14 protein-coding genes are annotated in these 14353 nt (G+C 59.3%); 6 read left to right on the top strand and 8 right to left on the bottom strand.

What is annotated here, in order from left to right; translation table 11 throughout:
* Positions 1-324: 324 nt before the first annotated feature.
* Positions 325-1236, bottom strand: coding sequence for a LysR family transcriptional regulator (locus ACIQUG_RS10410; protein ID WP_402320738.1), 912 nt, complete (start codon positions 1234-1236; stop codon positions 325-327).
* A 105-nt stretch (positions 1237-1341) separates the two neighbouring features.
* Between ACIQUG_RS10410 and ACIQUG_RS10405 the strand changes: the two genes are divergently transcribed.
* A complete protein-coding gene (locus ACIQUG_RS10405; protein ID WP_402320735.1) occupies positions 1342-1620 on the top strand; it encodes a helix-turn-helix domain-containing protein in 279 nt (92 codons plus the stop codon).
* Between the two features lie 165 nt (positions 1621-1785).
* Positions 1786-2058 (top strand): hypothetical protein, encoded by a 273-nt coding sequence (locus tag ACIQUG_RS10400; RefSeq protein ID WP_402320732.1) that lies wholly within the window; start codon positions 1786-1788, stop codon positions 2056-2058.
* A gap of 90 nt (positions 2059-2148) precedes the next feature.
* Here ACIQUG_RS10400 and ACIQUG_RS10395 read toward each other — a convergent pair whose 3' ends face one another.
* Entirely contained in the window at positions 2149-2625 is a 477-nt protein-coding gene (locus tag ACIQUG_RS10395; protein WP_402320730.1) for an antibiotic biosynthesis monooxygenase, read from the bottom strand.
* 45 nt (positions 2626-2670) lie between these two features.
* Between ACIQUG_RS10395 and ACIQUG_RS10390 the strand changes: the two genes are divergently transcribed.
* The 3 genes from ACIQUG_RS10390 (at position 2671) to ACIQUG_RS10380 (ending at position 6837) form a co-directional block, all read left to right on the top strand.
* A complete protein-coding gene (locus ACIQUG_RS10390) occupies positions 2671-2931 on the top strand; it encodes a hypothetical protein (RefSeq protein WP_402320727.1) in 261 nt (86 codons plus the stop codon).
* A 570-nt stretch (positions 2932-3501) separates the two neighbouring features.
* Entirely contained in the window at positions 3502-4803 is a 1302-nt protein-coding gene (locus ACIQUG_RS10385) for a PAN domain-containing protein (RefSeq protein WP_402320725.1), read from the top strand.
* Positions 4804-4881: 78 nt separating this feature from the next.
* Complete coding sequence (locus ACIQUG_RS10380) at positions 4882-6837, top strand: hypothetical protein (protein WP_402320722.1); 1956 nt, start codon at positions 4882-4884, stop codon at positions 6835-6837.
* A gap of 231 nt (positions 6838-7068) precedes the next feature.
* On the opposite strand, the gene ACIQUG_RS10375 is transcribed toward ACIQUG_RS10380, so the two are convergent.
* From ACIQUG_RS10375 to ACIQUG_RS10350, 6 genes are all read right to left on the bottom strand, one after another.
* Positions 7069-8235 (bottom strand): alpha-hydroxy-acid oxidizing protein, encoded by a 1167-nt coding sequence (locus tag ACIQUG_RS10375; protein WP_402320719.1) that lies wholly within the window; start codon positions 8233-8235, stop codon positions 7069-7071.
* A 128-nt stretch (positions 8236-8363) separates the two neighbouring features.
* A complete protein-coding gene (locus ACIQUG_RS10370; protein ID WP_402320716.1) occupies positions 8364-9872 on the bottom strand; it encodes a tripartite tricarboxylate transporter permease in 1509 nt (502 codons plus the stop codon).
* A gap of 10 nt (positions 9873-9882) precedes the next feature.
* The gene (locus ACIQUG_RS10365) at positions 9883-10347 is read right to left on the bottom strand and encodes a tripartite tricarboxylate transporter TctB family protein (protein ID WP_402320713.1); all 465 of its coding nucleotides are present in this window, start codon (positions 10345-10347) and stop codon (positions 9883-9885) included.
* Positions 10347-11357, bottom strand: a complete 1011-nt coding sequence (locus ACIQUG_RS10360; RefSeq protein WP_402320710.1) for a tripartite tricarboxylate transporter substrate binding protein — start codon at positions 11355-11357, stop codon at positions 10347-10349. The genes ACIQUG_RS10365 and ACIQUG_RS10360 overlap by 1 nt, the downstream gene beginning before the upstream one ends.
* A 102-nt stretch (positions 11358-11459) precedes the next feature.
* Positions 11460-12143, bottom strand: a complete 684-nt coding sequence (locus tag ACIQUG_RS10355) for an RraA family protein (protein WP_402320707.1) — start codon at positions 12141-12143, stop codon at positions 11460-11462.
* Between the two features lie 47 nt (positions 12144-12190).
* Complete coding sequence (locus ACIQUG_RS10350) at positions 12191-13180, bottom strand: hydroxyacid dehydrogenase (protein ID WP_402320704.1); 990 nt, start codon at positions 13178-13180, stop codon at positions 12191-12193.
* 178 nt (positions 13181-13358) lie between these two features.
* Here ACIQUG_RS10350 and ACIQUG_RS10345 point away from each other — a divergent pair, with 178 nt between their 5' ends.
* Positions 13359-14240, top strand: a complete 882-nt coding sequence (locus tag ACIQUG_RS10345; RefSeq protein WP_402320701.1) for a LysR family transcriptional regulator — start codon at positions 13359-13361, stop codon at positions 14238-14240.
* Positions 14241-14353: the final 113 nt, after the last annotated feature.

The following is a 14353-nucleotide window of genomic DNA, read 5'->3' as shown; positions in this document are numbered from 1 at the left end:
GAGGCTAATGGAAGACTACACCATCGCAACAGAGGTCGTTGCCTGCTGCAACAGCACCTCCAATCTACAATCGGTCAGAGGGAAAGCAATTCACCCGTTGGTAGTGGCATAGCTGGTTGTGGGTACGTTCCACTGGGCGACCGGACGGAATCATGAGAAGCACAATCAAGTTCACGCTGCGTTCGATTACTGTTCGCTATGCGCTCCTAAAAATTGACGCTGACAGTCAAGATTTCGATACAACTTCCCATAAGGTTAAGGCGCGCGACCCCACTCTCCTCGAAAGCCCAATCCCACTGGCGTGACTTCTTCAATCTCCCTTGACTACGGCAAATCGCCTCCTTTCCACCTGCCCGACCGGGCCAGCGACCGGGCAATGTCGATGATGTCGTCGCGGGCTGCCGTCGGGTCTTCCTTGTTCCAGGCGACGCCAAGCCCGATCTTCAGATCGACGCCGCGCACCGGCTTGAGCTCGAAGTTGCGGTTCGGCAGGTCCTTCGTCCATTCCGGCGCGAAGCCGACGCCAAGGCCGGCCGAGACCAGCGACACCAGCGAGAAGGTGTCGTCGCAGCTATAGGCGATGTTGCCAGCCAGGCCGTGGGCCTCAAACATCTCGGAGAAATAGCGCTCTGAGTAGGAGAGGTTCTGACGGGAAAAGGCGATGATCTTCTCTCCCCGCAGATCCTCGATGTCGATTTCGCTTCGAAGCGCCAGCGGGCTCGTCTTTTCGACCGCCAAGAGATAGCGCTCATGGGCGATCGAGAAGAAGCGCAAGGAACCGATGTTCTCGACCGGACGGATGAAGCCGAGATTGATCTGGCCGTTTTCCAGTCCGCGGATGATGTCGGTGGTCGAGCCGCTTCGCACATGCAGCGCCACGTCGGGAAACTTCCGGCCGATGCGCGACAGAAACGAAGGCAGCACACCTGTTGTTGCTGGATAGACGGTTCCGATCCTGATCGTGCGTGCCGCCTTGCCGGCAACCGAGCGCGCCACCTCCGCCGACAGCCCGACATCGCCGATGATCCGGACCGCCCGATCGTAGAACGCCTCCCCTGCCCGCGTCAGTTCCACCCTTCGGGTCGACCGATCAAGCAACCGCACACCCAACTCCTTCTCCAGCGCCTGGATGTGCGAACTCAGCGCCGGTTGAGCGATGTGCATGCGCATGGCCGCCCGGTGAAAGTGCAGTTCCTCGGCGACGGCAACGAAGTAGGAGAGTTGTCGGAACTCCATGGCGACCCCTTTCAAAGGTGTAGCCTCGATCGACCACACGTCCTGGTCGCTTTCATAGTTCTATAATACGTGGTTTCGTAGCCTGTCAAATGCTGTTTTGCTGCTATGGATGTACGGCAGCTGGTCGCCTTAAACCTTCGACGTTTGCGGGTTGCGCGACAGATATCTCAGGATGATTTGGCTCTAGCGGCGGGCATCGAGCGCTCCTACGCCGGCCACCTCGAGCGCGGAACCAAGAATCCGACCATTGTCACACTGGAAAAGCTTGCTCTTGCCCTGGAATGCGAGATTGCCGAGCTATTCGAGAAAATCCCAGAGGGTGCAACGGCAATTGAACCACTTAGGAGTGGTCGACGTCCGCCGGCGGATAGACGCTCCAGGTAGAGACCTGCCCGAGAACCATGGGCAAAACCAAGCAGCACCCGTCTGCGCGTAAGGCGAACCGACCCCGACGACGAACAACCCGCTTTTGCGCCTGGCAATTCCCCGACGACATCCGGGCGGCCGCTCACCAATGGTTTACTTCGCGACGTCAGCGCAGTGTGTATCATGACGTTCAATGCCGGGGGCGGCATTATTCGGGGTAAGTTTGTCGTCTTGGGAGAGCAACAAATGAACCTGGCAAACTCCAGCATACCGCCACAAGATGTTTCGCTGCTGCAAAGCGTCCTCGACGCCTGGTGCCACGACCAGAAAATCGACAGGAAGGACGCCACGAAAGAAGCCAAGATCCTTGTCTCGGAGTACCAAAGAGGAGTCCGCTCGCAGATTAGACTGATCGATGCGCTTTCGAAGCATCAGCGCGGCCACATAGAGACCTGAGCAAACCGCTTATGCGATCCTTTGACCTATATCGGTCGAAGACCCGAGTCGCGTGCCGAAGCCAGCTTGCTTCGAGGCCTGTCGACGCCGCTACTTCGCTGAGAGAACAACGGGCCCTGCGACCGCGTCTGTGACGCCCAACCCACCGCCCAGATCTTCCAGGGTCTCTCGAAAACTGTCGAGGGTGGCGATCATCTGGGGGTGACTTGCGGCCAAGGCTTCGAGGCTCTCCCATTCTGCAATGATGCAGTAGCGCCCCTCCCCCGTCTTGATGATGTTGGCGTGATGGAGACCAGCCCAGCTTTCAGCGATGTGTCTGTGGGCATCGAGAAATGCCGTCTCCATGCCTGGCTTGACTTTGAAACGCACCACATTGAACGCGACCATCGCAACCTCCTTGCGCTTGTTCAATTCAGCACTGCAGTTCGGATATCCCTGGCATCGAGTACCATCTCCGGCGCGACACAAGGCATCGAAACCGGACGTACAGGCAAAGCGCAGGAAGATCGAAAACTCGTCCTTCGCATTGCAAATTTTAATGCCAAACGAACGATTAACCAGTACCAATTGGTATGAACCAATTTCCAGCGCGGACGCAGCTAGGGGGCCAGCTTGCAAACCAAGGACTGGAGTAAAGACGGACGAGGCAATGTTCGAGCATCAGACATCATCGATTGGAAAGCACAGGCCGTGACGGACGGCAGTGGCGACGTCTTGCTGAGGTTGGAATTTAGCGTCGACCCGCACCGAACAGACGTGTCGTCCCTGCAGTTCAGATTGACCGAGCAGCAGGCAAGACACATCGGCGCGACGTTGAATTTGATCTCGACCCCGTCAGTGCAATCACCCGATCCTTTGTTCAGAAAAGCCTGACAGTTCATTTTGACATGGGTTGTCTAACACTGAACAATCCGGCGGCCTAATTTCGCAGATAGCTCTTGCTACCACCATCCGTCAGGCAGAAACGCCCGCCGCGGGGTCCGATGCAGTAGGTGCCTGACCTGCACGAGCAGTCATTGGAGACGGCAGGCGTCATCTGGTTGGTATCTGATCCGATCAGCCCGATCCTCCCCATTTCGGCCACGCATGACTTCTTGCTGCCACTGACCGAACCGTCCCTGCAAATAAACGTGTCCCCCTGACAGCGGTCGATTCCGCCCTTCTTTCCGCTGCAAGGGGTGTTTGTGGCATGCCCGGCCACGGGGACGGCAAGCAAGACCAGGAAAAGTGCCGCTCGGATCCACATTTGCGCTACCGGATTGGTTGAAGGCAGAAGGCTACTCAGAGGACCTAAGCAGCCAATTGAAGACGCCGACCGCTGAACAAGTCGCATGTCCCTGCCGACCATATCGGCGCGGCTGTTAACTCTCTGCGAACAGAGCAGTTGCAACTCTAACTTGATTAATGTTTTCTTAACGAAGGGCAGGTCTGAGGGTTGGTGCTTTGGGAAAATTGATCGCCGGGGTCTTCCGGATGGTGGCGCTTGTTCTTGCGTTTGCGCTCCACGAGAGCGCGGCAATGGCGGCCGAGAAGCACTTCGGCCCGTTCTCGGTCGACGATGCCCACCCCGGTGTCATCGCGTTAAGCGGAGAAATTGATCTCTACTCGGCGCTCAATTTCCGCCGCGCCTTGCAGGCGTTTCCGGACGCAAAACTACTCGTGCTTGAAAGTGCCGGCGGCGCCGTCCAAATGGCCTTGCTAATCGCCGACGACGTGAACCAGCGGGGGCTATCCACCTACATCGCCAAGGACAATGGCTGCTATTCAGCTTGCGCCTTCATCTTCCTGGCCGGCTCCGAACGACAGGTGGATGGCGAGCTTGGTGTCCACCAGATCTCGTCTGGTTCAAACGATCTGATCAACGCTCAACTATCCATCTCCGATATCATCGATATGCTCGCCCGCTTCGGCACCCCTGCCGAGGTGATGACGACCATGTTCAAGACCCCGCCATCGGAGATGCACGTCTTTTCGAAAGATGAGATCGAACGGTTCGCGTTGAACCGGAAGTCCGCCAACAATCTTACCCAATCATCTCAGATTGCGGCGACGCCCTCAGCTTCGCCAGCAGATACGCGCTCAGAAGCGAGCTCTGCGCCCAACGCAGCTCCAACGTCCAATCTGCCTGTCGCCGCCAGCTCTGCGTCAGCCGTCACGACGAGCACGACCGCGGGCCTGTCTGCGATCGAAGAGTTTTCTCGCAAGCCGACCCGTATCGCCCTCTATACCGGGCTCGATCTTTTCGGCGACGACATCGCCTCAAAGCGTACCGGCGACGCGGCCGAGTGCGCCAGGAGCTGCCTGGAGTTGAACGGAACGTGCAAGGCTTTCACATTCAACGCGGACCCGAAGATCCTGCGCGGCCCGAACTGTTTCCTGAAATCCCGCGAGGGACGAGCGGACGGCAATTCCGTCGCCGTCTCGGGCAAATTCCTGACAGGTGCAGATCCGAACCCATCTCCGTTCAGCATTGGTACGATCGATCCCAAACAGGCGCTGTTTGATGATGTCGATCTGCCGGGCGGTGATATCCATGCGAGCCCGTCCCTTTCGAACGCGACGGCATTGCAGTGCCGGCTCGCCTGCATAGACAGCGATCGCTGTACGGCCTTTACCTACATAAAGCGCAAGCGGGAATGCTGGCTGAAAGCGACGGTCGGAACGCCCGTTTTCAAAGTTGGGATGACATCGGGCGTAAAGAATTTCCAGCGCTTCGCCCCTGCGACCATCGTCACCTTGGACTGAAGCAGGCCGCGTGCATCGGCCACGGTTCGGACCACCGCCTTTTGAACTCAAAGATCTTTTTCAGGGAGCATTTGCATCATGAAATTCATGAAGGTGATTTTGGCGGCGACAACACTCGCCGCGGCGCCAGCGACTGCACAGGACGACGTGCGGATAGAGTGGGAGCTTAGGCGCCCGTTCAAGATGTTTGGCGCATTCGGCGCCAAGGACGACTACTTCAAGGCCGGCTCAATAGACAGGGCGGTCTGGGATTATCGGCGTGATCTCTTTGTCGATGCGTCCTGCAGCGCGGGAAAAAATCCCGTCAGTTGCTCGGAGCAAAAGCTCGGGCCATCCCGGCTGCAAACCATGCGTGAAATGCTAGCTGCACCATACAAACCGGATAACAACTCCCATCTTCGCGACGCATGGCTTGCTACGGCGACGGCCTGGAACAATCGCGAGCGCGTCTATGATAGCACGATGATCAATGGTGAGCCGCGTGTCGGAATCAAGGCTCGCCTTTTGGGCCCGTCTGCCGCCTCCCTGACCTGCCAATGGTCCGCTGACGGGATCGCGCTCGACGCCTGGCGGGTGCCTTGCGGCGAATGGCTGACGAACATCAACATAAAACGAGGCGCAACCTCAAGCACGCTGAGCGTGACTGTGCTCGAGACAGGCAAGAGCTACCAGCTGAGCGGAACCGACACCCTGATCCGAGAACGCCTGATTGTCGGTCTCGGCGATTCCTTCGCTTCCGGCGAGGGCAATCCCGATGTCCCTGTCCGCCTGTCTGAAGAGCTTGACGGCGACAGCGCCTTCCCACTTCCAAAACGGCGCGCGACCAGCACGATGATGGAAACCGATGCGGCGCAATGGCTCGATCGCGACTGCCATCGATCTTTGCTCGGCGCACAGCAGCGCGCCGCGATCCAGTTCTCGGCGCGCCGACCCAGGGAGGAAACGATCTTTCTTGGCTTCGCCTGCTCGGGCGCCGAGATCCTTGAGGGCATCATTGGCCCATATACCGGCACTGGCGACACTTCCCAGTTTTCACGCGCCGGCCGCAGCCAGGGCCGCTATGACCAGTGGGACGGCTCGCAGATCAACCAGGTAATTCGCGCGCTCTGCAATGAGCCGGTCGGCGCAGCGTTCCGCTACAAAGGCATCTACCTCCCCTGGGAACTGCGCGCCGGCAATTATGCGCCAAAGCTCGAGGGAAGGTTCGAAACCAACCGCCTGGATGGGCTGGTAACAAAATGCCCGAGCGGCTTCAAGCGTCCTATCGACGCTGTGCTTCTCTCGGTCGGTGGAAACGACATCGGCTTCTCGAAGATTATCGCTGGCGTGATTGTCGAAGGCTGGTTCAGGTCCAAACTTTTCAGCCTGGCGGGTCAGATCGTCTCGCCGCAACAAGCAAAGAAGACGATCGCCGACACGCTTCCCGGCAAGTACCGCGAGCTTGATCGCCTCCTTGAAAAGTACCTGGGCATGAAGGATGCGCGCCGGATCATCATCAGCGCCTACCCCAATCCCGCAACAGATCAAAACGGTGCCCTTTGCGGAAACAATCCGGGCGGCATGAAGCGAGGATTGGAGGCATTCCCGGCCCGCAAAACCGCTACTCTGTCAGCCGGCGAGAGCGCAAGTATCGTCAAAAATGTCATCGAGCCGCTCAACGCGGTGATTGGCAAAGCTCCCGACCGGGGCAGTCGCAAATGGACGGTGGCCGACGATCATCTGGGACGCACGATAGGGCATGGCATTTGCGCGGAAGGAAACCTTTCGAAGGAAGACAGCCTTGAGACGCGCAGGTATCTGATGGAATTCAATCCGTACGCCGAGGCGACGCGCTGGTTCCGGACGATCAATGACAGCTATCTTATCCAGAACCAGATGAAGGTTGAGAGTGAAATCGATGGATCGCTGACGTCGCTCATTGCCGACAAATACCTGAAGGTCTATGGCATGATCCACCCAAACAGCATGGGATCTGCTGCCAACGCAGACGCTTACCTCGACCGGCTCGAAGAAGTCATCCCACTGGGCCGGTAGGCTGAAGGCCATTAGCGAACGATCGACAACGCAGGCACTGAACATCAAAAGGGGGCGGGCAGCGCGAAGCGTTTGTCGTCACCGCCCTTCTTTCCGCGCCCTGACCGACCTAGATGGACGGAACCGACAAATAATCGCGCAGTCCAGATGCATCCGTCGGTTTGACTGGAACCGAGCCGGAGAACCTGTCGATGAGACGCCCAGACCTTCGTCCCCAGAATCCTTCTCCGATCAGCGGCGATCACGACGAACGACGAAACCGTCGTCAATGTCGTCTAGCGAAACCGCTCCGAGGAGCGCCATGTCCTGATGGATTTCGGATTTTAGGATGTCGATGGCTTTGAGGATACCTGAACCGCCGGCCGCAACCGCGGCGTAGAGGAACGGCCGCCCGACAAAAACGAAGCGTGCGCCCAGGGCGCGTGCCTTGATTACATCGGTGCCACGCCGGAAGCCTCCATCGACCATGATGGCGGTTTTGTTGCCGACTCGCGCAACGATCTCAGGAAGCGCACTTAGGGGCGACATCGTTCCGTCGAGTTGACGCCCGCCGTGATTTGACACGATCAACCCATCCGCGCCTACCTCATGAGCCCGAAAAGCGTCATCTGGGTGCAGCACACCCTTGACGACGAGCTTTCCCGGCCAACGCGCCCGAATGCGCTCGAGATGGACCCAATTGAGATGATCCCGCCGCCCGAAATCCCGCATGACGTTGGACGAAATGATCGGCGCGCCGCGGGTCGCATAGGAGTTCTCAAAATGCGGAACTCCATGCGTTGCGAGTGTTCGTAAAAAGGTGCCGATCGTCCATCGCGGATGGGTGATACCTTGCCACGCCAAACGCAGGCTCGGGCGCAGAGGTGTCGAGAACCCTGCGCGAATATTGTTCTCGCGATTTGCCAGGGTGGCCGTGTCGACCGTCAGGACGAGCGTCCGAAAACCGGCCTGTTGCACGCGGTCGACGAGTGCGTCAATCCGGTCGGGTTCTCCTGGAAGATATGCCTGGAACCACGAGCCCGGGGCGGCGTTGGCGACGTCCTCGAGCCGAGTTAGCGACGATCCGCTCATGATCATCGGAATTCGACGCTTTGCGGCCGCCTCGGCCAGCACGACGTCGCCACGGTAGGCCATCAGCGCACTGATACCCATAGGCGCGATCCCAAACGGCGCGTCATATGTTTCGCCGAGCAGTGTCGTTTGGGTGCTCCGCCCGGAGACGTCTCGAAGCACACGGGGCCGAAAGGCATACGTATCGAAATCTTCCGCATTGTAGCGCAACGACGCGTTGGTCTCACTCGCGCCCGCGATGTAGCCGAACAGCGGGCGCGGAAGGCGGCGCCTGGCCGCAGTTTCAAAATCATTCAAGCAGAGATACTTTTGAAGGGAATCGCCCATTGTGTGTCCACCAAGGTCGCTGGCCGCAGCTTCCAATGATCAGGTTGCCGGGGCAATGACGCCTTACATCATTTCGCGAAAAACGGCCGCGCGGAGCGGCCGTCATGGAGCGTCGTTATCAACCGGTGTCATGCTTCTTCGTCTTGAAACGCTACCTCGCGCGTCCGACGGAAGGACGGCAGCACCATCAGCACGAGCATCCCAACCGTTGCGATGAGCAGGACCAGACTGATCGGGCGCTCGTAGAAGACGCTCGGATCGCCATGGGAGATGGTCATCGCGCGACGGATGTTCGTTTCAAGAAGCGGGCCCAGGACGAACCCGAGTAGCAGCGGCCCAGCTTCACACTTCGCCTTGCGGAACGCGTAGCCCAACAGACCAAACCCGGCTGCCAGAACCACATCGAAGATGCGGTTGTTGATGCTGTAGACGCCAACGCAGCAAAACAGCAGGATGGCCGGATAGAGCAGGCGATAGGGAACCGTCAGCAGCTTCACCCAGACACCGATCAGCGGCAGGTTGATCACGACCAGCATAAGATTGCCGATCCACATGCTGGCAACGAGGCCCCAGAAAATCTCGGGCTGCGTCGCGAGAACAGTCGGCCCGGGCGTAATACCGTGGATGATGAACGCGCTCAGCATCATTGCCATCATGTTGTTGGACGGGATGCCCAGTGTCAGCAACGGAATGAACGACGATTGTGCGCCCGCATTGTTGGCAGCCTCCGGACCTGCGACACCTTCGACGGCACCCTCGCCGAACTCGGACGGGTTCTTGGAAATCTTCTTCTCGACCGAGTAGGCGCAGAAGGACGCAAGGGTCGCCCCGCCGCCGGGCAGGACACCGAGGAACGTTCCGACACCCGTTCCGCGCAGAACTGCAGGCCAGGCCCGACGGAAGTCCTCTCGCGTTGGCCACAGCCGGCTTAGCTTACTCACGAGCACGCCGCGCGCCTCGTGATTTTCGAGGTTCTCGATAATTTCCGCAAAGCCAAAGAGACCGATAGCGATGACGACGAAGTCGATGCCGTCGAACAACTCCACGGCGCTGAATGTCAGGCGCTCCTCCCCGGAACTGGCGTCAATGCCGACCATCCCCAGGAGCAGACCGAGGAGGATCATGCCGATGGCTTTCAGAACCGGTCCGCGAGCAAGTACCGTTGCCGCTAGTAGGCCGAACAGCATTAGCGAGACGTATTCCGTCGGCCCGAACGACAGGGCGAAAGAGGAGAGCGTCGGACCGGCAAGGGCGATGCCAAAAGTCGCGATCGTACCGGCAAAGAAGGAACCAAGGGCCGCGACGGCGAGCGCGGATCCCGCTCGCCCTTTCTGGGCCATCTTGTAGCCGTCTATCGCCGTCACCACCGAGGAGGCTTCTCCCGGCAGGTTGACCAGGATGGCCGTTGTCGAGCCACCGTACTGAGCACCGTAGTAGATGCCAGCCAACATGATGAGGCCGGCGAGCGGCGGCAGATAGAACGTGATCGGCAGCAGGACAGCGATCGTAGCAGTCGGGCCGATGCCGGGCAGCACGCCGATCAGGGTTCCAAGAAGTGCGCCTAAAAGGCAGAAGCCGAGATTTGTGGGCGTCAGCGCCTCGCTGAATCCCAGCATAAGGAGGTCGATAAAGTTCATAAGTCCCTCCTCAGAATGGCCAGATGGGCATCTGAACACCCAAGCCGACAATGAACACCATTGCGCCAAAGGCCGTCAGTCCCGCGGTGAGGAGGATCACCTCGCGCAGTTTTGAGTCACGATCGGCAATGCTGCCGACGAGCAGCAACCAAACCGACGCCGCGACAAAACCGAAGAATTCGGCAATGAACGCAAACCCGACAACCGAAGAAAGAATGATTGCGACCGGCCAAAGCTTCGGCTTGGCGATCTCCTGACGATCACGAAAGGCACCAACTCCCCCGACTGTCACGCCAACGATGATGAGAAGCCAACAGACGATCGTCGGAAGGTAGCCCGGTCCCATCGCAGACGCCGCCCCCAGGGTCAGGTCGCGCCCGGCCCAAAGGCCGAGCGCGCCAAAACCCACGAAAAGCACGGCGGTCAGGAGGTCCGGACGGTCGCCCGCCCCGCCAGCTTTGCGCGGCGCCGACATTACTGCTGTTCCTTTGCGAGCTTCCAGATGGCGCCCAGCCGGTCTGCCCGAACCGGCAATTCCTTGCTCCATGCATCCGAAGAGAGATAAGAAAGGGCAAGCGACTGTTGTTTGGCCTTCGCTTGGAATTCCGGATTATCGAGGGCCTTTCGGATTGCATCGGAGAACTTGACCCGGATATCTTCCGGCACGTCACAACCCATCGCAATGCCGCGCTCTGAGCTCACCAAAACTTCGAACCCCTGCTCTTTTGCCGTCGGTAGATCGGGGGCGATCACAGCGCGCTCTTCTGCGAACTGGCCCAGATTCTTGAAGGCGGAATGATCGCTGCCAACGAATTCGCCGACATTGATGCCGATCGTCATGACGTGGCCGCCGAGCAGCGCCGTGCGCGCCTCGTTCGCACCATTGAACGTCACCGCGGTCAGGTCGATGCCGGCCGACTTCTCGAGTTGCAGCATGGCGAGATGTTCGTCCGTGCCGAGACCCGTTGTCCCAACGGTCACTGCGCCAGGATTGGCCTTGGCATAGTCCACAAGGTCCTTGAGAGAATTGAACTGCGAGTTCGCCTGGACGATGAACGAACCCGGATCCTCAACGATGCGAGCAACAGGGCAGATCTTCTTGGGGTCGAAACGGACCTTCCGGTCCATCTGCATGGTCAGATAGCCGGGCGTGTTCAGCGAGGACGCTGTGTAGCCGTCCGGTCGGGCTTCCGTCATTGCCGTGTAGGCGATTTCACCCGAAGCACCCGGCCGGTTCAGAACCGTGATTTTGGCACCGAGCCCCTTCTCGACGTATGGCGCCAGTGTTCTGTTCATAACGTCCGTACCCCCGCCCGGAGCGAAAGCGACGATGAACTCGATCGGCCGATCCGTCGGCCATTCGGCATGTGCAGCACCCGCGCCCAAGAAAAGCGTCGTCGCCAGCGCGGTGTTTCGGATCAAATGCTTCATGGTATCCTCCCATTGATGTCTGTTACCGAGCGCGCCTCGCGCTTCGAGTTTCATTCGGCCCGACGCGGAATTGCTGTGACGAGCCAGGATCTTTGCTTGGGCCGGTGAGCTTCAACTCCTCCGTGAAGTGCCGGCGAAATTCAGTCGTTCACGCGATCAAGGCTCAGGCGGCAGTTCGCAACCACCCTTCGTGAGCGCGTCGTTGAACCAGGTCGGCTTGTGCGTCCCAGCCTTGATGTTTTCCATCTGCTTGTTTTCGGCAGCATGCTTGGCAGCGGTCCGCTCAAAGACCTCGGCCACGTCATCGATCGGGATTACGACCACCCCATCCGCGTCGCCAAGGACCAGATCGCCCGGCATGACCACCATCCCGCCGATGGCAATCGGACAATTGATTTCACCAGGTCCGTTCTTATAGGGGCCTCGATGTGTCACACCGACGGCAAACGACGGAACGTTCATCTCAAGAAACGCGTCAGCGTCACGAATAGCTCCGTTGAGCACAAAACCGGCCACGCCACGACCGCGGGCATGCGCAAGCATCATCTCGCCCATTAAGGCATTCGTGACGTCACCGCCCGCATCAATGACGATGACGTCGCCTTCGACGGCCATGTCGATTGCCTTGTGCAGCATGAGGTTGTCACCGGGCGGTGCCTTCACTGTGATGGCGCGGCCGGCAAGTTTACCAGACCGATGCATAGGCCGAAGTTGCGCACCAGCCGCATGCATGCGGTGCATGCTATCGCTCACATTGGCAACAGGCAGTTCCCGAAACTTCTCGACCCACGCTTGCTCGACGGCCCGGGGCCGACTGCGAACTCTGAATCCAATGGTCAAAATACTCTCCTGAAAGTGCGATTGATGATGTTGAATGGGCTCGATCGTCAGGCTGTAGCCGCCAAGGCCCGGAAGTTCACGATCCTCTCGCGACCGAGACCACGCTCCTCTAAAATTGCGAGCACTCCCTCCACCGCATCGATGCCGACACGGACATTCGCCTCCTTCGTAACACCACCGATGTGGGGTGTGACGACAACCTTCGGCTCCTGCCAGAACGGGTGGTCGGCCGCAGGTGGCTCGGTCTGGAAGGTGTCCAGTCCGGCGCCCGCAATGTGATCGTTGGCTATGGCCCGCAGCAGGGCGTCCTCATTGATTAGCCCGCCGCGCGCGGTGTTGATCACGTAGGAGCCGGGCTTCATCCGAGCGAGGCTCTCGTCGTCAAGGAGGTTTCGTGTCTCGGGCGTCAGCGGGCAGTGCAAGCTGATGATATCCGAGCCAGCGAGGATGTCCTCGACTGTGTTCAGCCGGGCGACGCCGGCCTGTTCGAACGTGGCATCATTCGTGAACGGATCATAGGCGCTGACGCGGATGCCGAAAGCTTTCGCGAGCGCTGCCGTATGACGTGCGATTGCGCCGAAGCCGACAAGTCCCAGCGTCATGCCCGAAAGCTCCTTGCCCGCGAAGCCTGGCTTTTCCCATTTTCCAGCTCGAAGCCCGGCGTCGAGCGGCAAGACGCGCTTCACCGTTGTGAGGAGAAGGGCCATCGCGTGTTCGGCAACAGATTGAGCGTTCGCGCCGGTTGCAACGACGACAGGGATTTCGCGACGGGAGGCTGCATCGAGATCGATGTTGTCGACGCCTACCCCATGTTTGGAAATCACCCGAAGCGAGGGTGCAGCGGCAATCGCCGAAGCGCCGAAGCGGCCCATGCGAACAATGACACCCACCGGATCGGCACCCGCCACGATGCCCACGAGAGCTTCTTCGCTCGTATAGGGCGGCACGTAGACCAGGCTGTAGCCGCGTTCTTCGGCGAGCTTCACTGCCCGCTCATTGATCGCCGGGCCGGTGACGAGAATGTTTTGGCTTGGCATGCGTACCTCGATTGGCAATGGCGAGGACGCAAAGCACCAAGGTGCTTTTGCCAGATCCTCCCTCGTGCCCGAACTCCCGTGGGCACCTCCTACGCAAGACGGTAGCATAAGCATTTCTTGATAAAAGCGAATAATTCTGTCAAAGATAAACAGGAAATCTTAATTCGATAGGTGCCCGTTGGACATTCGTCAGCTGAAGACCTTCATCGCGATTGCAGAACACGGCACGTTCGCGAAGGCGGCCGACGCGGTTGGTCTCACACCGTCTGCCGTGAGCCAACAAATCCAGGCGCTGGAATTGGAAGTGCGGTCAGAGCTCTTCGATCGGTCGACGCGGCCGATCACGCTGAACAGTCAGGGACTTCAATTGCTGGAGGCGGCACAAGGTCTCGTGCGTTCTGCCGATGATATCGTTGACGCTATTTCGGGGAAATCGGTCGGTGGCACGTTTACGATCGGCTCAGTGCGCTCAAGCGCCCTTTCTCTGTTGCCGAAGGCGATCATCGCCCTCAAGAACGACTTCCCCGGCTTGAAAATCAAGCTCCACGTCGCCAACACCGATGAGCTGCTCAACGATGTCGTTACCGGACGCCTCGATTCCGCGATGGTGGCCGAATATTCCAGCGTCCCATCGACATTGCGGTGGAGCCCGTTCATCCAGGAGCCCCTCTTTGTGATCGCTCCAAAGGGGACGCAGATCAGGCCTGCAGCGGAGATGCTTACGGACCTTCCCTATGTGAAATTCATCAGCCGGTTTCGTCTTGCAAACATTATTGAGACCGAAGTCGCGAGAAGCGGCATCGTCACGAACGTTATTGCCGAGATTGACACGATCACGGCGGTCGTTGCCTGCGTGGTCAATGGCCTCGGAGTTTCCATCGCGCCTTGGAGCGCCCTCAAGGAAACGCCTGGCGAAGTGATTGCCGTGCCCTTTGGCGATCCACCCATCCATCGCCAGATAGGCCTTATAGAGCGACGGGCCAGTCCTCGAGCAGCCGTCATCGACCGGCTTCACCAACATTTGGTCAGCTTGAGTGGAGACTTTGGGGTCGCTCGTTGAGACAGGCTCCGCTCCTCTCGTGGCGGGGGGGGGGGGGGGGGGCGCCGCCCCCCCCCCGCCCCCCCCCCCCCCCCCGGCCGGAACGGGAGGGCCGCAGCTGAGCCATGCCCACA

The sequence above is a fragment of the Ensifer sp. NPDC090286 genome, from assembly GCF_044769565.1.
GTDB lineage: Bacteria > Pseudomonadota > Alphaproteobacteria > Rhizobiales > Rhizobiaceae > Ensifer.
Note: the sequence above shows the minus strand (reverse complement) of the source record. Positions and strands in the feature narration are given on the sequence as shown.

Coding starts and splice junctions, on each gene's coding strand:
- ACIQUG_RS10410 (WP_402320738.1), bottom strand. CDS start 1,236: ATGGAGTTCCGACAACTCTCCTACTTCGTTGCCGTCGCCGAGGAACTG.
- ACIQUG_RS10405 (WP_402320735.1), top strand. CDS start 1,342: ATGGATGTACGGCAGCTGGTCGCCTTAAACCTTCGACGTTTGCGGGTT.
- ACIQUG_RS10400 (WP_402320732.1), top strand. CDS start 1,786: ATGACGTTCAATGCCGGGGGCGGCATTATTCGGGGTAAGTTTGTCGTC.
- ACIQUG_RS10380 (WP_402320722.1), top strand. CDS start 4,882: ATGAAATTCATGAAGGTGATTTTGGCGGCGACAACACTCGCCGCGGCG.
- ACIQUG_RS10375 (WP_402320719.1), bottom strand. CDS start 8,235: ATGGGCGATTCCCTTCAAAAGTATCTCTGCTTGAATGATTTTGAAACT.
- ACIQUG_RS10370 (WP_402320716.1), bottom strand. CDS start 9,872: ATGAACTTTATCGACCTCCTTATGCTGGGATTCAGCGAGGCGCTGACG.
- ACIQUG_RS10365 (WP_402320713.1), bottom strand. CDS start 10,347: ATGTCGGCGCCGCGCAAAGCTGGCGGGGCGGGCGACCGTCCGGACCTC.
- ACIQUG_RS10360 (WP_402320710.1), bottom strand. CDS start 11,357: ATGAAACTCGAAGCGCGAGGCGCGCTCGGTAACAGACATCAATGGGAG.
- ACIQUG_RS10350 (WP_402320704.1), bottom strand. CDS start 13,180: ATGCCAAGCCAAAACATTCTCGTCACCGGCCCGGCGATCAATGAGCGG.